22 protein-coding genes are annotated in these 21,642 nt (G+C 40.0%); 17 read left to right on the top strand and 5 right to left on the bottom strand.

Annotated elements, in window-relative coordinates; translation table 11 throughout:
• Positions 1-3: 3 nt before the first annotated feature.
• Positions 4-1,377 (bottom strand): glycine--tRNA ligase, encoded by a 1,374-nt coding sequence (locus AAEM60_RS15465; protein WP_299738477.1) that lies wholly within the window; start codon positions 1,375-1,377, stop codon positions 4-6.
• 473 nt (positions 1,378-1,850) lie between these two features.
• Between AAEM60_RS15465 and AAEM60_RS15460 the strand changes: the two genes are divergently transcribed.
• The 9 genes from AAEM60_RS15460 to AAEM60_RS15420 all read left to right on the top strand — a co-directional run bounded on the left by AAEM60_RS15460 (position 1,851) and on the right by AAEM60_RS15420 (position 11,597).
• On the top strand, positions 1,851-2,477 hold the full coding sequence (locus tag AAEM60_RS15460) for a helix-turn-helix transcriptional regulator (protein WP_044339617.1): 627 nt from the start codon (positions 1,851-1,853) through the stop codon (positions 2,475-2,477).
• Positions 2,478-2,490: 13 nt separating this feature from the next.
• Complete coding sequence (locus AAEM60_RS15455; RefSeq protein ID WP_299739618.1) at positions 2,491-3,303, top strand: pyruvate, water dikinase regulatory protein; 813 nt, start codon at positions 2,491-2,493, stop codon at positions 3,301-3,303.
• Between the two features lie 315 nt (positions 3,304-3,618).
• Positions 3,619-4,083 (top strand): YaiI/YqxD family protein, encoded by a 465-nt coding sequence (locus AAEM60_RS15450; protein ID WP_299738475.1) that lies wholly within the window; start codon positions 3,619-3,621, stop codon positions 4,081-4,083.
• Positions 4,084-4,130: 47 nt separating this feature from the next.
• Positions 4,131-5,942 carry a DNA primase gene (dnaG, locus tag AAEM60_RS15445; protein WP_299738473.1) on the top strand — a complete coding sequence of 604 codons (1,812 nt, stop codon included), beginning with the start codon at positions 4,131-4,133 and terminating at the stop codon, positions 5,940-5,942.
• A 36-nt stretch (positions 5,943-5,978) separates the two neighbouring features.
• Positions 5,979-7,109 carry an RNA polymerase sigma factor RpoD gene (rpoD, locus tag AAEM60_RS15440; RefSeq protein ID WP_044339621.1) on the top strand — a complete coding sequence of 377 codons (1,131 nt, stop codon included), beginning with the start codon at positions 5,979-5,981 and terminating at the stop codon, positions 7,107-7,109.
• Positions 7,110-7,907: 798 nt separating this feature from the next.
• Complete coding sequence (locus tag AAEM60_RS15435; protein ID WP_299738470.1) at positions 7,908-9,050, top strand: acyl-CoA dehydrogenase; 1,143 nt, start codon at positions 7,908-7,910, stop codon at positions 9,048-9,050.
• A gap of 230 nt (positions 9,051-9,280) precedes the next feature.
• Complete coding sequence (cccA, locus tag AAEM60_RS15430) at positions 9,281-9,655, top strand: cytochrome c550 (protein ID WP_044339623.1); 375 nt, start codon at positions 9,281-9,283, stop codon at positions 9,653-9,655.
• 116 nt (positions 9,656-9,771) lie between these two features.
• Positions 9,772-10,482, top strand: a complete 711-nt coding sequence (locus tag AAEM60_RS15425; protein ID WP_299739616.1) for a tRNA (adenine(22)-N(1))-methyltransferase TrmK — start codon at positions 9,772-9,774, stop codon at positions 10,480-10,482.
• A complete protein-coding gene (locus tag AAEM60_RS15420; RefSeq protein WP_341356602.1) occupies positions 10,479-11,597 on the top strand; it encodes a Nif3-like dinuclear metal center hexameric protein in 1,119 nt (372 codons plus the stop codon). The genes AAEM60_RS15425 and AAEM60_RS15420 overlap by 4 nt, the downstream gene beginning before the upstream one ends.
• 40 nt (positions 11,598-11,637) lie before the next feature.
• On the opposite strand, the gene AAEM60_RS15415 is transcribed toward AAEM60_RS15420, so the two are convergent.
• Both AAEM60_RS15415 and vrrA read right to left on the bottom strand, forming a co-directional pair.
• Positions 11,638-12,594 (bottom strand): 4-hydroxy-3-methylbut-2-enyl diphosphate reductase, encoded by a 957-nt coding sequence (locus AAEM60_RS15415; protein WP_299738462.1) that lies wholly within the window; start codon positions 12,592-12,594, stop codon positions 11,638-11,640.
• A gap of 174 nt (positions 12,595-12,768) precedes the next feature.
• The gene (gene vrrA / locus AAEM60_RS15410) at positions 12,769-13,488 is read right to left on the bottom strand and encodes a VrrA/YqfQ family protein (protein WP_299738460.1); all 720 of its coding nucleotides are present in this window, start codon (positions 13,486-13,488) and stop codon (positions 12,769-12,771) included.
• A gap of 311 nt (positions 13,489-13,799) precedes the next feature.
• Between vrrA and AAEM60_RS15405 the strand changes: the two genes are divergently transcribed.
• Positions 13,800-15,107, top strand: coding sequence for a DEAD/DEAH box helicase (locus tag AAEM60_RS15405; protein ID WP_341356601.1), 1,308 nt, complete (start codon positions 13,800-13,802; stop codon positions 15,105-15,107).
• Between the two features lie 69 nt (positions 15,108-15,176).
• The gene (locus tag AAEM60_RS15400) at positions 15,177-16,070 is read left to right on the top strand and encodes a deoxyribonuclease IV (protein WP_299738455.1); all 894 of its coding nucleotides are present in this window, start codon (positions 15,177-15,179) and stop codon (positions 16,068-16,070) included.
• A gap of 55 nt (positions 16,071-16,125) precedes the next feature.
• On the opposite strand, the gene AAEM60_RS15395 is transcribed toward AAEM60_RS15400, so the two are convergent.
• Entirely contained in the window at positions 16,126-16,380 is a 255-nt protein-coding gene (locus tag AAEM60_RS15395; RefSeq protein ID WP_299738453.1) for a DUF2624 domain-containing protein, read from the bottom strand.
• Positions 16,381-16,477: 97 nt separating this feature from the next.
• Between AAEM60_RS15395 and AAEM60_RS15390 the strand changes: the two genes are divergently transcribed.
• From AAEM60_RS15390 to AAEM60_RS15370, 5 genes are all read left to right on the top strand, one after another.
• Positions 16,478-17,359, top strand: coding sequence for a YitT family protein (locus AAEM60_RS15390; protein WP_299738452.1), 882 nt, complete (start codon positions 16,478-16,480; stop codon positions 17,357-17,359).
• A 151-nt stretch (positions 17,360-17,510) separates the two neighbouring features.
• Positions 17,511-18,287, top strand: coding sequence for a metal ABC transporter ATP-binding protein (locus tag AAEM60_RS15385; RefSeq protein WP_341356600.1), 777 nt, complete (start codon positions 17,511-17,513; stop codon positions 18,285-18,287).
• A gap of 18 nt (positions 18,288-18,305) precedes the next feature.
• Complete coding sequence (locus AAEM60_RS15380) at positions 18,306-19,163, top strand: metal ABC transporter permease (RefSeq protein ID WP_299738448.1); 858 nt, start codon at positions 18,306-18,308, stop codon at positions 19,161-19,163.
• A 3-nt stretch (positions 19,164-19,166) separates the two neighbouring features.
• Complete coding sequence (locus AAEM60_RS15375; RefSeq protein WP_044339634.1) at positions 19,167-19,583, top strand: Fur family transcriptional regulator; 417 nt, start codon at positions 19,167-19,169, stop codon at positions 19,581-19,583.
• Positions 19,584-19,690: 107 nt separating this feature from the next.
• A complete protein-coding gene (locus AAEM60_RS15370) occupies positions 19,691-20,050 on the top strand; it encodes a DUF1499 domain-containing protein (RefSeq protein ID WP_299738444.1) in 360 nt (119 codons plus the stop codon).
• A 31-nt stretch (positions 20,051-20,081) separates the two neighbouring features.
• Here AAEM60_RS15370 and AAEM60_RS15365 read toward each other — a convergent pair whose 3' ends face one another.
• On the bottom strand, positions 20,082-20,651 hold the full coding sequence (locus AAEM60_RS15365) for a hypothetical protein (RefSeq protein ID WP_299738443.1): 570 nt from the start codon (positions 20,649-20,651) through the stop codon (positions 20,082-20,084).
• A gap of 557 nt (positions 20,652-21,208) precedes the next feature.
• On the opposite strand from AAEM60_RS15365, the gene AAEM60_RS15360 reads away from it, so the two are divergent.
• Positions 21,209-21,589, top strand: coding sequence for a DUF4190 domain-containing protein (locus tag AAEM60_RS15360; RefSeq protein ID WP_299738441.1), 381 nt, complete (start codon positions 21,209-21,211; stop codon positions 21,587-21,589).
• The last annotated feature ends 53 nt before the right edge of the window (positions 21,590-21,642 follow it).

The raw sequence follows: 21,642 nt of genomic DNA, 5'->3' as shown, positions 1-21,642 counted from the left end.
GTTTTAAAATTGAATTTTTCCCTGTAAAAATGCTTTAACTTCGCTGATAGGCATTCTTACCTGATCCATTGTGTCACGGTCACGCACGGTCACTTGACGATCTTCAACGGAGTCAAAGTCAAATGTGATACAGAATGGTGTACCGATTTCATCTTGACGACGGTAGCGTTTACCGATTGATGCTGTTTCGTCGAAGTCAATCATAAGATCCTGTGATAATTCTTCATACACCTTGAATGCATCATCAGACAACTTCTTCGAAAGCGGCAGTACCGCAGCCTTGAATGGAGCCAGTGCCGGATGGAAACGAAGCACTGTACGTGAATCATTTTCAAGCTCCTCTTCTTCAAAGGCATCACACAGGAACGCAAGAGTTACACGGTCTGCTCCGAGAGACGGTTCGATACAGTATGGTACATACTTTTCGTTTGTTTGAGGATCCATGTAATGGAAATCCTCATTGGAATGTTCCATATGACGCTTTAGATCAAAGTCTGTACGATCTGCTACGCCCCAAAGCTCTCCCCATCCGAATGGGAATTTGTATTCAATATCCGTAGTTGCATTGCTGTAATGGGATAATTCGTCTTTATCATGATCGCGTAAACGCATGTTATCTTCGTTCATTCCCAGGTTAAGTAACCAGTTTTTACAGAATTCACGCCAGTAAGAGAACCACTCGAGGTCTTCGCCTGGTTTACAGAAGAATTCCAGTTCCATTTGTTCAAATTCACGTGTTCTGAATGTGAAGTTACCAGGTGTAATTTCATTACGGAAGCTTTTTCCGACTTGTGCAATACCAAATGGCATTTTCTTACGCATGGAACGCTGCACATTTTTGAAGTTGACAAAGATTCCTTGAGCCGTTTCAGGGCGTAAATAGATTTCGTTTGTTGAAGATTCCGTAACGCCTTGGTGAGTTTTAAACATTAAATCGAATTGACGGATATCCGTGAAGTCCTGGCTTCCGCAATCCGGGCACGCTATGCTGTGCTCCTTGATGATTTCTTCCATTTTCTCAAACGAAAGTCCATCCACTATCATTTCAATACCTTTTTCTTCAAGGGCATTTTCAATGATTTTGTCTGCACGGTGGCGTGTTTTACACTGCTTACAGTCGATCATTGGATCGTTGAAGTTTCCAACGTGACCAGAGGCTACCCAGGTTTGTGGATTCATTAAAATACTTGCATCGAGACCCACGTTGTAAGGGGACTCCTGTACGAATTTTTTCCACCATGCTTTTTTAATATTGTTTTTTAATTCTACACCTAATGGACCGTAATCCCACGTGTTAGCAAGTCCTCCGTAAATTTCAGAACCCGGGAAAACAAATCCGCGATGCTTCGCTAAATTTACTACTTGTTCCATTGACATAAAAGTCACTCCTTTTCATCATGTATGTAAATAAAATAAAAAAGCTCGTCCCTAGGCGCATGGCCTAGGGACGAGCTTGATACTCGCGGTTCCACCCTAGTTGATATACGTGTCATACATGTATACCCACTTTTAAAGTTTAAATAGCTCGGGATTGCCGTTTCCTTGCTTTCCAGGCTTTCACCCTCCCTGGTCGCTTGAGTGCAGCAAGTACTTATCGATCCGTCATAGCATTATTGGTTGTAAGATGAAGATATTTTATCATGATGCTTGAATAAAAACAACTATTGATCTCATGAAGAGAAAAGATTTGAAGTTTGTTTTAAAAAAAGATACTCTTTGTAAAGTGAAATTTAAAATATAGTGTTGACACAATAGAATGATAATATGCTCTTTTCATTTCGATTAAATAGTATATAATATTTCATATAAAGTATAACATAAATAGTCTGTTCGTTAGGTGGTGAGTAACAATCGAACTTAATAAGCGTCAAGAACATATCTTACAAATAGTTAAAGACAACGGACCTATCACTGGTGAACAAATCGCCGATCAATTAAACTTGACCAGGGCAACTCTCAGACCTGATCTAGCCATTCTAACCATGGCGGGTTACCTTGATGCCCGTCCCAGAGTGGGATATTTCTATACAGGGAAAACAGGAACGCAGCTGTTGACAGAAAACCTTAACAAAATATATGTTAAGGATTATCAATCGATTCCTGTAGTGGTAAATGAAAATGTTTCTGTGTATGATGCCATTGTTACAATGTTCCTGGAGGACGTAGGGACATTATTTGTAGTCGATGCCAATACGTATTTAGTTGGAGTTCTATCTCGTAAGGATCTTTTAAGAGCGAGCATCGGGAAGCAGGAACTTAGTACCTTGCCGGTGAATATTATTATGACGAGAATGCCCAATATTACCGTCTGTGAAAAAGATGACCAGCTAATAGGCGTAGCCAAAGACTTGATTCATAAGCAAATTGACTCTGTTCCTGTGATTAAGAAAACAGAAAAAGGCGATTTAGAGGTAATAGGCAGAATTACGAAAACCAATATCACGAAAGCATTTGTAGCATTAGCAGATGAATATTAGAAGGTGGTGAACGATCGTGAGAGAACCGATCATCTATGTTGTTTCCGACTCGGTGGGTGAAACTGCTGAACTAGTCACAAAAGCGGCGATTAGCCAATTCAATGGTTCCAATACGGTCATTAAACGCTTTCCGTATGTAGAGGACCTGGAACATATCGACGAAGTGATTTCCTTAGCGAAATTAAACCAGGGGCTTATTGTTTACACCCTGGTAAAGCCGGATATGCGGGCGTATATTAAAAAAGAAGCTGAAAGAGAAGAGTTATACGCTTTCGATATTATCGGTCCATTAATGGATAAATATCAATCAGTTTACCAAAAGGAACCATTGTTCGAGCCAGGAACGGTAAGAAAGTTGGATGATGATTACTTTAAGAAAGTAGAAGCCATTGAGTTTGCCGTTAAGTACGACGACGGCAGAGATCCTCGCGGTATCCTTAGAGCGGATATTGTCTTAGTGGGTGTATCAAGAACATCGAAAACGCCATTATCACAATACCTTGCACTGAAGAGAATTAAAGTGGCCAATGTACCACTCGTACCGGAAGTCGATCCTCCAGAGGAACTGTTTATGGTTTCTCCGAAGAAATGTTTCGGATTAAAGATCAGCCCTGAGAAGTTAAATACAATCCGCCGTGAAAGATTAAAATCATTGGGATTGAACGATCAGGCGAGCTATGCGAATATTCAACGGATCGAAGATGAGCTGAAATATTTCGAGAAAATCACCGATCGGATCGGGTGTCATGTGATCGACGTAACGAACAAAGCGGTTGAAGAAACAGCGAATGTCATTACCAATATCTATCAGCACTCAAACGATTAACTTTTAAGTAAAAAAGAATGATTCTTTCCCTGAATAAAGTGGAAGAATCATTCTTTTTTTGGGTGAATATAAACATTAGCATAGAAAGGTTTCATTTACCTGAGTTTTTATAGTGGTCAAACCTGTCCGATTATACTATAATAAAAAATTGTGATAAAAATATTTAAAATAGGTTTAGACTAAACCCTTAAGGAATAAACTAATTATTGTGATATGTCAAGTCTCGTCTCAATTAAAATTCGACAATTTTAATCAAATCTCTAGGAAAGTTCATAAAGAGAGAAGGATAATACGGAGTGATGTAGAATAGTTAGTATGAGCGAACATAAGTCTATCGTCTATGTAGATGCAGATGCTTGCCCGGTAAAACAGGAAATCATTAAAATTACCAGAGTATATGGATTTGAAGTTGTTTTTGTTGCTTCTCATGCCCATAGAAAGAACACACCTGACCAAGGCAGGTGGGTATATGTCGATAGTTCGAAAGAAGCGGCTGACTTATACATTATGAACCATGTCAGACCCCAGGATGTACTGGTAACCCAGGATATTGGATTGGCAAGCTTGGTCTTGCCGAAAAAAGTTTATGCAATCTCTCCCAGGGGAAAAGCCTACAGGGAAGAGAGTATAGTCACCGCACTCGATTATCGATACGTCGCAGCAAAAGAACGCCGTAAAGGAAACTATGGTAAAGGTCCTAAACCTTTTACAAATGAAGACAGAGAAACATTTTGTATTTGCTTCGATAAAATCTTGTCGGAAATTGCAGGAGAATCTTAATAAATACAGAATGGATTAAGAGGGTAAATAAAAACAGGTGATAAATCGTGTCTGAAAGAATCCCTGAAGATAAGTTAAATAAAATTTTATCGTCAACTGATATCGTAGATGTCGTCAGTGATTATGTACAACTGAAAAAGCAGGGGCGCAATTATTTTGGTTTGTGTCCGTTTCATGGAGAGAATACTCCATCTTTTTCTGTTTCCCCTGACAAACAAATATTTCACTGCTTCGGATGCGGAGCCGGAGGAAATGCGTTTACGTTTTTAATGGATGTTGATGGTTTAAGCTTCCTGGAAGCAGCGCAAAAGCTTGGCTCTAAAGTAGGAGAAGAAATCTCCATTCAAACCTCTTCATCTGAAAGGGAACTTCCCCCTCAAGAAGATGAAAAGCAAATGATGGAAGCTCATGGGTTATTAAGTAAATTTTACCATCATCTCCTTCTAAATACAAAGGAAGGTCAGGAAGCCCTCGAATATTTGTTGGACCGGGGGTTTACTACTGAAAGTATTACTAAATTTCAGATTGGATGGTCACTTCCAAGCTGGGATTTCACGGTTAAGTTCCTTCAGAAACGAGGCTATTCCCTGGAGCTGATGGAAGAGGCGGGTTTACTCGTTAGAAGAGAAAGAGACAATTCCTTCTTAGATCGCTTCAGAGGAAGAATCATGTTTCCTATTGTTGATACCAAAGGGAACACGGTCGCATTTTCAGGAAGAAGCATTGATTCAAATGATGAACCGAAGTACTTAAACAGTCCGGAAACGAAAATTTTTAACAAAAGCAGCATTCTTTATAATTATCACGGCGCACGTGCAATGATTAGAAGAAAGCAACAGGCCATCCTGTTTGAAGGATTTGCCGACGTCATCTCAGCTAATGAAGCAGAAGTGGAAAATGGTGTAGCCACTATGGGTACTTCATTAACAGAGCAGCAAATAGGCTTGCTCAAGCGTCTAACGGATTCCGTTATCATTTGTTATGATGGTGATTCTGCTGGAGTGGAAGCTGCATTCCGGGCAGGAAATCTTCTTCACAATCATCAGCTGAATATTCGTGTCGCTTCAATACCGGAACAATTAGACCCTGATGACTACATTTCCAAATATGGTTCAACAAAGTTTCAACAAGATGTAATAGGGGCAAGCTTAACGTTCATGGCATTTAAGCTTCGGTACTATAAGCTGAAGAAAAACTTAAACGATGAAGGAGATCGCCTGAAGTATATAGAAGAAATACTTAAGGAAATTACTCATCTGAGTAAGGCGGTTGAAAAGGATTATTATTTAAGGTATTTGGCGGATGAGTTCGAACTATCTTTAGAGGCTCTTCAAGAGCAGTTAACTGAACTGGAAGGCCCGGACAAACGGAAGTCTAAACCACCTAAACAGATAGGTATGCAAGGTACTTTCACCAGGCAGACTCAGTCTAAATTGTTACCCGCATACCAAACTGCTGAGAGAAGATTGATTGCCTATATGCTTAAGGATCCGAATATCGCTTACAAGGTGCAAGAGTGGCTTGCAGGTACTAACCTTAATATTGATGAACATCAGGCTATTATTACTTATTTATTGGGTTATTATGAAGAAGGTCTACCTCCAAGTGCCAGTGCCTTTATTGGGTATCTTCCCGATGAGAGGTTAAGAAGGATCGTAACGGACATTGAAATGATGTCTATTAGCGAAGAAAGTACGGACCAAGAATTAGTAGATTATGTCAATCAGGTGTTAAAACATCAAAAGATGTTGAGAATAAAAGAAAAAGAAGTGGAAAGAAAAGAAGCAGAACGACTGAAGGATTACCGAAAAGAAGCACAAATAGCAATGGAAATCTTACAGCTGCGTAAGTCTCTATAATAAGGTTTTGTAAGGAAGTTGGAAGGAGGGGAACAAATGGCTGAAAAGTCAGCGCGTTCCAAACAAATAGCGTCAGAATTAACTGTTGATCAGGTGAAAGAATTTTTAGTTAACCAAGGTAAAAAAAGAGGAGTCCTCACATACGAAGATATTGCTGATAAATTATCAGGGTTCGAGTTGGATTCAGATCAAATGGATGAATTTTACGAACAATTAGGTGAACAGGGTGTAGAAATCATCAATGAAAACGACGAAGATGATGATCCGGGTGCCACGGAGTTAGAGAAGGAAGAGGAAGAAGAATTCAATCTGAATGATTTAAGTGTTCCTCCAGGGGTTAAAATAAATGATCCGGTTCGTATGTATCTGAAAGAAATCGGAAGAGTCGACCTTTTATCTGCAGAGGAAGAGATAAATCTAGCCAAGAGAATTGAAGAGGGCGATGAGGAAGCTAAACGACGTCTCGCTGAAGCGAACTTAAGACTGGTTGTCAGTATCGCTAAGCGTTACGTCGGTCGCGGTATGCTATTCCTGGACCTTATCCAGGAAGGGAATATGGGTCTGATTAAAGCGGTAGAAAAGTTTGATTACCGCAAGGGGTACAAATTCAGTACGTATGCAACTTGGTGGATTCGCCAAGCCATCACACGTGCTATCGCTGATCAGGCCAGAACGATTCGTATCCCGGTTCATATGGTGGAAACCATTAACAAACTGATTCGCGTTCAAAGACAACTATTACAAGACTTAGGGCGTGAACCGGCACCGGAAGAAATCGCAGAAGAAATGGATTTGACACCTGAAAAGGTTCGGGAAATTCTTAAAATTGCTCAAGAGCCGGTATCCCTTGAAACACCGATTGGTGAAGAAGACGATTCTCATCTTGGTGACTTCATTGAAGATGCAGAAGCTCAATCTCCTTCAGAACATGCTGCTTACGAACTTTTAAAAGAACAGCTTGAAGATGTACTGGATACTTTAACAGATCGTGAAGAAAATGTTCTTCGTTTACGCTTTGGTCTGGATGATGGCAGGACACGTACGCTTGAAGAAGTAGGAAAGGTCTTCGGTGTAACACGGGAGCGTATTCGTCAGATAGAAGCAAAAGCTCTTAGAAAACTGCGTCATCCAAGCAGAAGCAAACGATTAAAAGACTTTTTGGAATAGAACCCATTTGCTGCCTCTATTATGCGTAGAGGTGGTTTTTTTTTGCCCAAATTAAAGGGTTTTTTATCACCTTTGACGAATGTAGCTAAAGGATTCATCTGCTAAAGGTGTGGCAATTGTGAATACAGAAAGAGATTCAAGAAAAGAATTGATTGTAAATAAAATACATTTTTGGAAGCAAACCAACATGCTGCCAGAGCACTAATGTGATCATCTCCTTGCATTGTATACCGAAGGAAAAACACAATGATCAAAAGAATGCCCAAACGAGAAACTTATTTTCAACCTGTGCGATTTGATAATTTCATTATTTGTCATTTATTTTACTGAATTGTCAATCGTTTTGCAAACAACGATTTTGGCAAGTTTTGTCGGATTAATAGTAGGAATAGGAATTTATTATACTAAGAAACAATTGTCTCCTCTACTCTTGTATATGGCTACCACTTGTATACTTCTTCTCCCCTCCATAGAAATAACAGGAGAGTTATTCGCTGGGAGTTCTTTCGGAATGTACATAACCTTATTTTTGAACAGTTTCCTTTGGAAAAGTGCAGGTTGGAAATAGAGGCTGAGTTATTTTCGCTTTCAGGTTACGCAGTGGAACCCTACTAATTATTTATATATTACTATAACTTCTGAAAATTTAAAAGTTTTTTAAAGTTGAGAAAATTCACCATTCCCTTTTATAATAAGAATGAGAGCGCATTCATAGAGTGCAGTGATTATGTTTGAAAGCGCTATTATGGAAATGGAGTTAGGGCTTTCAGTCATCAAAGTTAGACAAGGGGGATAAGGATGAATTTTGACTTAACACAAGAACAAACAATGATTAAAAAGACAATCAGGGAATTTGCTGAAGAAGAAGTGGCACCTGGTGCGTTGGACCGGGACCGCACAAAGGAGTTTCCTAAAGAAATTTTCAAGAAGCTTTCTGATCTGGGTATGATGGGACTTCCGTTTCCCGAGGAATATGGGGGGGCAGGCGCCGATACGGTCAGTTTCGCAATTGTAACCGAAGAGCTAAGCCGGGCTTGTGCGTCGACAGGTATTACGTACTCTGCTCATATTTCTCTGGGGGGAGCCCCCATTAACCTATTTGGTTCTCATGAACAAAAGCAGGAATACTTAACGCCAATCTGTACAGGGGAATCATTTGGCGCTTTCGGCCTGACTGAACCTAATGCAGGTTCCGATGCAGGTGGAACCCAAACCACTGCAGAGGATAAAGGGGATAAATGGGTTATTAACGGTAATAAGTGTTATATTACCAATGCAAGCTACGCCAATCATCTCGCTTTAACAGCGATTACAGGTAGAAACAATGGAAACAAGGAAATAAGTGCGATTATCGTTCCGACTAAAGCAAAAGGATTTACGGTCATCGATAATTATGAAAAAATGGGGCTTCATTCATCAAACACGACTGAGTTGGTCCTTGAAGATGTAGAAGTCCCTAAAGAAAACCTGTTGGGGAATGAAGGAGAAGGATTCAAGCAGTTCCTTGTCACCCTGGATGGGGGCAGGATTGGAATCGGTGCTATGGCTGTCGGTGTGGCACAGGCTGCCTTTGATAAAGCCCTGCAGTACTCCAAGGAAAGAAAGCAATTTGGCAAAACCTTATCCCAATTTCAAGTCACTCAATTTAAGCTTGCTGACATGGCAATGAAGATTGAACTGGCAAGGAACATGGTTCATAAGGCAGCATGGTTGAAAGATCAGGGAAGACCATTTTCGAAAGAAGCCTCCATGTGTAAGCTGTATGCTTCAGAAATCAGTATGGAAGTAGCGGATGAAGCCATTCAGATTCATGGTGGATACGGATACATGAAAGAATATCATGTTGAAAGGTATCTACGGGATGCCAAGCTCCTTGAAATCGGGGAAGGGACCTCAGAAGTCCAGAGAATGGTCATTTCAAGGCTGATAGGATGTCAATAAGGTGAAAACACTATAACAGCAATCAGGAGCTCTATTGGTCCGCTCTGGGACAGTAGGGCTCTCCTTCTTTAAATGAAAACTTACCTTATTTAACATGAAATGTGTCTAATTTGTGAGAAAGATGGAAAAGTTAATTGATAGTACTTTTACTTTGTCGTTTTTTACAGTAAAATATAAAGTGTTGAAAAGAGCACTATTTTTGGATTTTGTACATAAAGGAGGTTAAAATCATGAATCGTAATCCAATCATTCCATTCGTACTTATCATGGCTCTTGGAATTGGTCTTGTTTTCTTCTTATCTTTAGAAGGCCTTAACAACGCTGATGAAAAAGCAAAAGAAGAAGGTCACGGGGAAATGGAAGGTAAAGAAGGGGAAGAGGCTTCCAGCGGGGAATTCGATCCTGAAGCAGCTTACAAAGATAACTGTTTATCTTGTCATGGTGGGAACTATGAAGGTGGAGCAGGTCCAGCCCTAAAGGGAACTGAACTTTCTAAAGATGAAATTAAAGAAACGATTAAAAATGGTAAAGGTATCATGCCAGCCGGTTTAATTGCTGAAGAAAATCTAGATGCGATGGCAGACTGGATCAAGTCACTTAAATAATCAATGATTGAAAAAGGTTCTTTGTCTTTTAGGCAAAGGGCTTTTTTTATAGAGAAAAGTTGGTTAAAATGATTAACGTACATGATGTATCCAATAAAAATGATAAAGGTGAACGAATGAATATTCAACAATTATCAAAACGACTAGAAACAGTTGTTTCATACATACCCAAGCAATCTAAAATCGCTGATATCGGTTCGGATCATGCATACTTACCGTGCTATGCCGTCAATAAAGGCATTGCGTCCTCTGCCATTGCAGGAGAAGTAGTGAAGGGTCCATATTTTTCTGCCAAGAAACAAGTGGAAGATGCCGAATTAACTCAAGAGGTCGAAGTAAGATTAGGGAATGGCCTGGAAGTGATTTCTCCAGGTGAAGTGGATTGTATTACGATCGCCGGAATGGGGGGCACATTGATTGCCTCTATCCTGGAGGCGGGTAAAGCAAAGCTGACCAATCAACCCAGGTTGGTCCTTCAGCCTAATGTGAGTGCAAGGTCCATCCGAACGTGGCTTATGGACAATGAATGGGACTTAATAGGGGAAGACATTCTTGTAGAAGATGATAAGGTATATGAAATTCTAGTGGCGGAGAAAGGGAATCCGAGACGCCACTACTCTGGCGAGCTTGAAAAAGAGTTGCTGCTCGGTCCATTTTTGATGAAGGAGCGTAATAATGCATTTTTGAAAAAATGGAATCAGGAACTTCATCAATGGAAGAATATATTGAATAACATGGAAAAAGCCGAAAAAACGGATGCGTTGGAAGAACGTAAACGGGAACTTATTCAAAAAATAAAAATGGTGGAGGAGGTTCTTATCCTATGAAGACCGTAAACGGCCATGAGATCATCCAGCTGTTTGAGCAATTTTCACCAAAATATTTAGCAGAAGAAGGGGATCCGATTGGTCTTCAAATTGGTAAGGTGAACGAAAAGGTTGAAAATGTGATGATCACCCTGGATGTATTGGAGAATGTGGTGGATGAAGCAATCAAAAACAACGTGAAATTAATCATTGCTCACCATCCACCGCTTTTTCGTCCACTAAAGTCCCTGCAAACGGACACGTATCAGGGACGGATGATCGAGAAGTTAATCAAGCATGATATTGCCGTGTATGCGGCTCATACGAATCTTGATGTGGCGACGGGGGGAGTGAATGACCTTCTGGCCGATATGCTGCATTTGCAGGATACGTCTGTACTCGTTCCTACTCACCATGAGGAGCTCCGTAAATTGGTCGTTTATGTGCCTAAAGAAAATGCAAAGGAACTTCGAACGGCCCTCGGTAATGCGGGAGCCGGGCACATCGGAAACTATTCACATTGCAGCTTTTCGACTGAAGGAAAGGGAAGATTCCTCCCTGAGGAAGGCACGAACCCTCATACCGGGAAGCAAGGCTCCCTTGAGGAAGTAGCTGAAGAGAAAGTGGAGACGGTTTATCCTGTTTCTTTAGAGAAAAAGGTGTTGAAAGCCATGTTTACCCACCATCCTTATGAAGAAGTTGCCTATGATATCTATTCCCTTAAAAACGGATCACCCGCTTTAGGCTTAGGTAGAATCGGACATTTACAAAATGAGATGAGTCTTAAGGAATTTGCTTTAGTTGTGAAAGAAACATTTGGTATGGACGGAATCAGAGTCATCGGTGATGGGGACGCGAAAGTGAAGAAAGTAGCGGTGCTTGGCGGAGATGGAAATAAGTTTATCGGAAAAGCGAAAAGACAGGGAGCGGATGTATTCGTTTCAGGAGATATTTATTACCATACCGCCCACGATGCCATGATGATGGGGCTGAATGTAGTTGATGCAGGTCATCACATCGAAAAGGTCATGAAGGATGGAGTGGCCAGTCATTTAGAGAAAAAATCCTCTGAAAAAGGATATATCGTCAATATATTCGCGTCAAAAGCTGAAACCAATCCATTTACGTATATGTAAAGATGAAAGGCCCCTTAGAAATCCTAAGGGGCCTTTCGCTTTATTTTGTTCCCAATTTCGCTTTTCGTACTTTAGGGAGAATTTTATTTAATGGAACATTTCGCTCTCTTGTCCAAGTGGATTCATCATTTGGATCAAATACTTCAAGGAATTTAATGACTTCTTTTACGATTGGAGTAGGAGTGGATGCCCCGGCTGTTACAGCAACGATGCCCGCATCTTTAATCCATTCAATATCCAATTCACTAATGTCGGAAATCCGATGTGCAGGAGTACCTGCGATATCTTTTGATACCTGAGCAAGGCGGTTGGAGTTATTACTCTTAGGATCTCCAACAACGATAAGGACATCTGCATCTCCAGCTTGTTCAGCGACTGCTTCTTGTCGAACCTGGGTAGCCAGGCAGATTTCTTTATGCAGTTCAACGTGAGGATACATTTCCTTCACTTTATCCATCGTATCCAATACATCCCATTGACTCATCGTCGTTTGATTGGTCACAATGATTTTTTCGTTTTCGATTGAAAGCTTCTCTACATCTTCTGCTGTTTCCACGAGATGCACGATCTCAGGTGCAACCCCGACAGCTCCTTCAGGTTCTGGATGTCCTTTTTTACCGATATAGATCACGTCGTAACCTTCGGCTTCTTTAGCGCGAATCAAATCATGTGTTTTCGTTACATCGGGACACGTTGCGTCCAGTGTGACAAGTCCTTTTTGTTTGGCTATTTCTTTCACTTCGGGAGAGACTCCATGAGCGGTGAAGATAACCGTTCCTTCATTGACTTGCTCGATGATTTCTTTTCTGTTGCTGCCATCCAGGGTAATGATCCCGTCTTCTTCGAATGCGTCAGTCACATGCTTGTTGTGAACAATCATGCCTAAAATATAAATTGGACGAGGAAGCGATTTGTCTAACGCGGCGTTTCTTGCAATGACCATTGCGTCTACTACACCGTAACAATAGCCTCTCGGAGTAATCTTAATAATTTCCATCTATGAATATCCTCCTACATGAGAAAAGGTTTTGTCTTCATTATAAAGGAGAACAGTCTTCCTGACAAAGAGAACGATAATAATGTGCACCTTTCCCTCTCAAAATGCCTTTGATTTGGCGTTAAATAGAAAAATCCCTAAACAGGTGATTCAGTACCTTTAGGGATCACGTTCTTAAATATACAATTTGGGTTTTGATCCTGATTTAAACTTTGATGGTGTCTGGTTATCTTCAAGATCTTCACTATCCTCTGAAATTTCTACGGGTTGTTTCTTCTTCTTTTTTTTCTTAACGGTGGATTCGACTTCTGGGATGTCGATATCCTCATTTTTGTCTTCATTATTTCCACCATCGGATACATCTTCTGCAGACATATCTTTGAATCCTCGATATAACTTCCATAGTGCAGGGATATTTTTCACCATAGGACCATATTGTTGGAACATCGGACCCAGCTGTTGAGCGGTCTGGAGCATTTGCTGTGTATTGGATAAAAATGAATTCACATTGCCTGGGTTTAAGAGGCTTTGTAGGATTCCGCCAGCTGCCTGTGGAGATCGGTCAAAGCCTGTTGTGTTGGCAGAAGAATCTCCTCTGGAAAATTGTTGTAATAATCCTCCGCCGGAATTCTGATGATCACCCTTTTTAAGAAGCTTAGATAATAGACCACCTTTTCCTGGCCCTCGGCTTCTTCCCCTCTGATTGAATCCCATATTGAGGCCCTGATTTTGACGTTGTCCTCCAAATTGAAACGGAGGTGGCTGCGTCTGCCCCATTCCAAAACTATTTCTTCCAGGCTGCTGCATTCCGAACCCATTGAATCCCCGCTGCTGTCTCATTCCGAAAGGATTTCGCAAATCCTGGCCCTGATTCCTCATTCTTCTAGGCGGCATAATGACAGCCTCCTTTCATTCGAATAAATTCCTCGTCAGTATAGAGTATGCAATAGGTGAAAAAAGGGTATTGATACACTATCATCTCAAATTAAAATAAGTATGAACTAGATGTTTTGCCAAAAAAATATTATAATGGTTAGATGTTCTTTAAATATGACGCTTGCTAACGTTAAGATAAAATCACTCGCGATGATAAAGTGATCCGTAAATTTTATAAATATCTATAGTGATGATGTGTTCGACTTGGCATTCATCCCGATAATAGCGTAAATAAAAGGATATTTTGAAAAAAGGAGATGTAAAGAAGAATGAAAAATAATTTATTTCTACAATTTGGATTCCAGTCCTTCATTAATGAAGCAGTAGAAGAACTGGGTTTCTACGAACCAACAGAAATTCAAAAGAAAATGATCCCCCTGATATTAAAAGGGCAAAGTGCGATTGGTCAATCTCAGACAGGAACGGGAAAAACACATTCATATCTATTGCCGATCATTGAGAAGGTGACTTCAGATTCTGAACAGGTACAAGCAGTGATCACTGCTCCAACCCGAGAACTGGCACAACAGATTTATCAAGAAGTATTGAAGATCACGAAAGATAGCAACATTGTTTCCCGTTGCTTTATTGGTGGAACGGACAAGCAGAGAACGATTGAGAAATTAAAAACCCAGCCTCATATTGTGGTTGGTACTCCGGGCCGAATCAATGATTTAGTGAAAGATCAAGCCTTATTTGTTCATACTGCCAGTATATTGGTGATTGATGAAGCGGATCTGATGCTTGATATGGGATTCATTGAAGATGTGGATCAGATTGCCGCTAAGATGCCTGAAAAATTACAAATGCTTGTATTCTCTGCGACGATTCCAGAGAAACTGAAACCATTCTTGAAAAAGTATATGGAAAATCCACAATATGCACATGTCGAGCCCGAGCAGCTATCGGCAAAGAATATCCAACATGTGATCGTCCCTCTTAAGAGTCGCGATAAAATTAACCTATTATACAATATTTTAGTGGAAATTAATCCATATTTAGGTATCGTTTTCACTAATACAAAACAAAAAGCAGATGAAGTGGCAGATGCTTTGATCGCTAAAGGATTAAAGGTTGGAAGGATTCACGGAGACCTTTCTCCACGTGAGCGTAAGAAAATGATGAAGCAAACGAGGAACCTGGATTATCAGTACATCGTAGCGACTGATTTAGCAGCAAGAGGGATCGACATTGAAGGTGTAAGTCATATCATTAACTTTGAACTGCCACAAGATCTTGATTTCTATGTTCACCGTTCCGGCCGTACAGCGCGTGCAGGTAATACAGGGATTGCCTATACCATTTATACACCTTCGGATGAAGATGCATTGAATCGTCTGGAGAAGCTCGGAATCAGCTTTGCTCATCAAGATATTAAGAAAGGGGAATGGTCTGAGCTACCACCCCTGAACAAACGTAAGAACCGTCAAAAAACGAATGTTGATGAGATTGATGAAAAAGCGAAATCAATGGTTCGAAAACCGAAAACAGTCAAGCCGGGCTATAAAAAGAAAATGAAATACAAAATGGATCAAATCAAGAAACGTGAGAGAAGAAAGAAAAACAGAAGCAAATAAGTGTTTTAACGTGATTCATTTGTACACATTCGATACAATATAGAGAGATTTTCTTAGGAGTTGAGAAGAATGGTTAAGATTGGATCCCATGTTTCAATGAGTGGTAAAAAAATGCTATTAGCCTCCAGTGAAGAAGCCGTTTCTTATGGAGCGAATACTTTTATGATTTATACAGGTGCCCCTCAAAATACGAGAAGAAAAAAAATCGAAGACTTAAATATTGAAGCGGGAATCGCTCACATGAAAGAAAATGGGATAGAGGACATCGTTGTTCATGCTCCCTATATCATCAACATAGGAAATACGACGAACCCTGCTACATTTGAATTAGGTGTCAATTTCCTCCGTTCTGAAATCGAGCGCACAGAAGCTCTGGGAGCGGGGCAGATTGTGCTTCACCCCGGTGCTCACGTAGGTGCAGGAGCAGATAAGGGAATCGATAAGATCATAGAAGGTCTGAATGAAGTGTTAACAAAAGACCATAAAGTGCAAATTGCTTTGGAAACAATGGCAGGGAAGGGTTCTGAATGTGGAAGATCGTTTGAGGAATTAGCTCAAATCATCAATGGAGTAGAACTGAATGACCGCCTTTCTGTTTGCTTCGATACTTGTCACACCCATGATGCAGGATATAATATTGTGGAAGATTTCGATGGAGTCTTGGAAGAATTCGATAAGATTGTCGGGATTGATCGCTTAAAGGTTCTGCACATTAATGATAGTAAGAATGAACGTGGAGCCAGTAAAGATCGCCATGAAAATCTAGGATTCGGACATATTGGATTTAAAGCACTGAACTATATCGTTCATCATCCACAGCTGAAAGAAATACCTAAGATTCTGGAAACACCGTATGTAGGAGAAGATAAAAAAAATAAAAAACCTCCTTACAAGTTCGAAATTGATATGCTTCGTAATCAAACATTCGAAGAAGATGTATTAACGAAGATACTGAATCAATAAAAAAGGCAATAGAGGAGGTCATCTCTCATCAATAGGGACGCCTCCTCTTCTTTTACTATCTGATGAGCTGCAAAAAGAGTTGGTTGATTTCCTTCGCCTTAGTGGGACCTATGATCCTGGCCAAGTCCTTCACCAATTTACTGCGTTTCTTGTCATCAAAAATATTGATGTTCTTTCCTTTAACACTTGCGACGATGCTTGTTGCCTCTTGGGACGTCAATGAAATGTTATATTGTTTGGCGTACTTTAATAATTCTTCATTTGTAATGTTGTTGATTTTGTGATTAATCACATTTTGTAATAGCTTCATGTTTATCACTCCTCAACAGATACATATGTAACTCCTGATCAGAAAGTGACATTTTTATAAGAAAATAAAGTGAAAGGAAAGGAATTGACGATGACCGATGACCCAAAGAGTACATAAAAAAGAAAGTCCCCTTCATTTTATTTACCGATTGATTTTTATTACGATTGGAGCAGCCTTGGCTGCTATATCCATTGAGTTATTCCTTGTTCCAAATAATATCATCGATGGTGGGATTATTGGTGTTTCGCTGATATTGGATTATTTAGTTTCAGACACCATTCCATTTGTAAACTTTGCAACCCTGCTCGTTTTCCTCAATCTCCCTTTCATGTATTACGGGTATAAACATATCGGGAAAACCTTTGTCGTTTCATCTCTGTTTGCCATTATCGCACTGGCAGGTATCGAAAGCCTTTTACACCATATTGACCCGTTTGTAACAGAGAAAGTGTTAGCCACTGTTTTCGGTGGATTGACCCTTGGAGTGGGGGTTGGCCTTGTGATACGTCATGGTGGATCTCTGGATGGAACTGAAATCCTTGGTATCCTTTTAACGAAGAAGCTTCCGTTTTCAGTGGGGGAGTTTGTTATGTTCATCAATATTTTCATTTTCGCCTGGGCAGCATTTGTCTTCGGACTAGAAGAAGCGATGTATTCCGTTATGACCTACTATATTGCCTTTAAGACGATTGATACGGTGATTCAGGGAATGGATGAAACGAAGGCCGTTATCATTGTTTCTGACCATTACCTGGATGTATCCGACGCAATATTAAAGAGACTGGGCAGGGGAACAACGATGTTAAAGGGTCGTGGAGGATACACAGATAATGATAAAGAGGTCATTTATGTCGTGGTCACCAGACTTGAAGTAACAAAGTTGAAATCCATCGTTTCCGATGTAGATCCCAATGCCTTCATAACGATTATGAGTACACAGGAAACAAAGGGTGCACGATTTAAGTCTGCCATACATTAATGCAGCATTGGAGTAAAGGACTGCTCACTCAAATTGAGCAGTCCTTTTAATTTGGTATCAAGGCATGAACATTTACAATTGTGCACCCATCATGTATACTACCCTATGTACTTTTAAATCGTAATGATTCTTATAAAGAGAGATGATAAAAATGGATACTACAAATCCTATCATTAAAATAGAAGATGTAAATTTCAGGTATGAGCGGGAAAGAGTGCTCGAAGATATTAACCTAACCATTCCCAGAGGGGCATTCCTTGGAATCGTCGGACCTAATGGTTCAGGTAAATCGACCTTACTAAAGCTTGTTCTGGGCCTGTTACGAGTGAAACAAGGGAATATTGAGTTATTTGGAGTCCCCCAGCAAAAGTTCAAACAATGGGACCGCATAGGATTTGTATCCCAGAAGGCCAATAGCTTCAATACAGGTTTTCCAGCCACGGTTTATGAGGTGGTGGCGAGCGGATTAGCGAAAAAAGCAGGTTTGTTCAAGAGGATTTCATCTAAATACAAACAAGATGTGTATGGAGCCATTGAATCGGTTGGGATGAGTCCATTCGCTAAACGTAATATTGGGGAATTATCAGGAGGACAACAGCAAAGGGTGTTCATTGCCCGGGCGCTCGTAAGCCAGCCTGATATATTGATTCTTGATGAACCGACAGTGGGAGTGGACAGTCAAAACGTCCAAAACTTCTATGATATGTTAGAAACGTTAAATAAAGATTTAGGTATTACACTCGTTCTTGTCACTCATGACATAGGATCGATTTCGAATAAAGTGACCCATGTCGCTTGTCTAAATAAACATTTACATTTCCATGGCAAAACAGAAGAGTTTGAAAAGCTAAAAGAAAATCAGCTTTCCTCTTTTTATGGTCATGATGTACATTTTTTAAATCATGAGCATGAACATCATCATTCATGATCGATTGGAGGGAAGACAATGCTTCAAGCTATTTTTCAATATGAATTTTTACAAAATGCATTTCTTACGGGGATCCTCATTGGAATCATCGCCCCCTTATTAGGAGCATTCATCGTCGTAAGGAGGCTATCTTTAATTGCGGATGCCTTGAGTCACGTCACTCTGTCAGGTATTGCAGCGAGCCTGTATTTAAGTAAAACGATACCTGCTTTTTCGGGTTTGAATCCCCTGTATTTTGGAATGGTATTCTCAGTCATGGGCTCCTTGTTTATTGAACGTTTACGTATGTTATATAAGCATTATCAGGAGCTTGCGATTCCGATCATCCTATCTGGAGGAATCGGGATAGGGGTCATTTTCATTTCACTCGCAGACGGTTTTAATACAGATTTATTTAGTTATTTGTTTGGAAGTGTCAGCGCAGTCAGCAGAGGAGACTTGTATTTGATTGGAGGGATCAGCGTTCTTGTCATTGGCGTGATCTTTCTGCTATATAAAGAATTGTTTCTTCTATCCTTTGATGAAGATCATGCAAAGGCGTCAGGAATCCCAGCTAAGGCGATCCACTTTATCTTTATGGTCATGGTGGCACTTGTGATTGCCGCTTCTATGCGCATCGTAGGGATCCTGCTGGTTTCGTCTCTTATGACATTACCGGTTGCAGCAAGTATCAGGATTGCCAATGGATTTAAGCAAACGATCGGGTTTTCACTGTTATTTGGTGAAATTTCTGTTATTGTTGGATTAATCAGTGCCTTCTATTTGAATCTTGCACCAGGTGGCACGATTGTCATGACGGCGATTTTAATCCTTCTCATTACAATTGTGATTAAGAAAATAAGAACGTCGAGTCATTCTTCTAAAGTTGAGGTGTAGAAATTGAATGTAACGGAAGCAATGGACCTGTTAAAATCAAAAGGATATAAGCATACAGGAAAACGGGAGCAATTACTTGAACTGTTTTCCAGCTCTAATAAATATTTGACGGCCAGGGATGTTTTGGAAAATATGAAAGCTGATTATCCGGGGCTCAGTTTTGATACAATCTACCGTAATTTGAGCTTGTTTGTTGAACTTGAGATCTTGGAAGAGACTGAACTCTCAGGTGAAAGACATTTTCGGTTTACATGTGAAAGCCATCACCATCACCATCATTTCATTTGTATGGATTGTGGAAAAACGAAAGAAATTCATACATGTCCCATGGAAGCATTAAAAGAAAATTTAACGGATACAGGGTATGATATATCCGGTCATAAATTCGAAATATATGGTAAATGTCCTCAATGTCAGTAGAGAGATCCTTTTAGGGTCTCTTTTTCTTTAAAATGTTCATAGTTTAAGTGAAGGTAAAAGAGGGAAAAAATGCATTTATACGGAAGAAATTGAGAGGAGATGCAGCCATGGAACCAGTGCCTTTTACTCACTGCCCAACGAATAAAAAAAACTGTGTGAGCACAATTGATCTCACATCATATCATCGAATAGCACCACTTCCCATAAATGGAAGCGTAAAGGATACGAAGGCGAAAATCCACAGCACCCTGGGGAAGTTCGATCATGTAGAGATCAAGGAAGAGAAATCACATTATGTACAAGCGGTTTTTACTTCAAAGTGGTTGAAATTCAAGGATGACCTGGAACTTTATATTGATGAAAACACGAATCTTCTACATATTAAGTCAGGTTCCCGTTTTGGCTATTATGATTTCAAAGTGAACAGAAAGCGCGTGGAACGCTTTAAATCCTTATTTAATGTGTAATAGAAAAAGCCTCTTATGTCAGAGGCTTTTTCTACGATTGATTTTGAAGCCAGCCTTGAACCCAGGTGTTTGCTTCATGCCAGTCATTTACGCGAATGACTCCATCAGGGATCGGCTTTTGATTGTAAGGTGTGTTGAATAACAGAACAGGGATTGACAATTCTTCAGAAATCGATACGGCATTATCATGTTTATCTTCAAAGAAAATATCGACTTCATGTTTTTTCGCTGTTGAAATTTTATCATGGGAGCCAATTAATTCGATGTGATGGTACATTAAATCTTGTGAACTAAACCATTCTTTCGTTAATTGAATTAGGTCTGATCTTCTTGCGCTTATAAAATAAAGTTCATGTTTTTCTTTCCATTGATCCAATATTTTTTTTGCACCGGGAGCAAGGGGAGATTCTTTGTAGATGACAGGTTCTGCTTCCTTAAACCATTTTCCAAAGGTTTGAGGAGAAATATCCAGAACTTCTGTCAATTCGTATTGGGTGATGTCTTGTAAGGTTAAATTTAATTTAAAATATTCATTTATGTGAGGCAGTAAGGATTCAGGTGATGTAACTGTCCCATCAATATCGATTCCAAAACGTTTCATTCTTCATCATGCTCCTCTTTATAAAAACTCCTTCAAGTTTATCACATTTCTGACCAGTAGATAAACGACGTTTTCAAAAGGTTCTTTTCTTAAAGTCTGTTGCTGTCTTAAAGAAGAAAGTAGTAGTTGATTTCCGCTCCAGGTGCTCGCTTTCCGCGGGGCGTGAGTTGAGCCTCCTCGGGCTTTCGCCCTGCGGGGTCTCAACATTCCCGCTATTCCCGCAGGAGTCGAGCACCTTACACTCCAATCAACTATTTGAGCATGTATCCTTGAAAAATAAATAACATCAAAAATTAGCAAATAACCTCATTTATGGTGAGTAGTGATTGAAATTATTTTTAATAGAGGAGAATTATGTTCCATACGATGATTGACAGAGCTCAGGCAGACCATATGAAGAAACAATAAAATTTATGCAGAAAGAACCCTTTCAAAAGTTATGAATGCTTACAAAAATGAAAGTAAGCTAACAAAAATGACAAACATTAGCATAGTAAAAAAAGCGGAGTGACACACAATAAGAAGGCTCCCAAACACAGAAAGTGAGGGATTGCTGTATGAGTGATGAACGACGCGAATTAAACAGCGTTGATCGAAATCTACAAGATATCGACGTGTATTACGACAATCCGGAAACAGATGTGAGTAAAGAATACCGTGAAGAGACAGCAGCAGAAATTGCTGCTCCAATGAGTGTAAGCCGCGACTTTGAAGAGGATACCGCCGAAGATACGACAACATCAGGTCGTGTATTGGGTTACTCTGCACTTGCCCTATCCATTCTTTCCTTATTCATTCTCCCTGTAATCATGGGGGCTGCTGGGATTGTACTTGGATTTGTGGCAAGAAGAAGAGGAGCAGAAATGCTCGGTGCCTGGGCCATCGGAATTGGGGCCGTATCGATAATTATCGGATTATTTGTACTGCCGTTCTTTTAAAAATAACACTTTTTCTTGAAATTGGGAGCGTTTCAAGAAATGAAAAAAGAGGA

The sequence above is a fragment of the Rossellomorea sp. y25 genome (assembly GCF_038049935.1).
Classification (GTDB): Bacteria; Bacillota; Bacilli; order Bacillales; family Bacillaceae_B; genus Rossellomorea.
The sequence above is the reverse complement of the archived record's forward strand: the minus strand, read 5'-3'. Positions and strand labels throughout refer to the sequence as shown.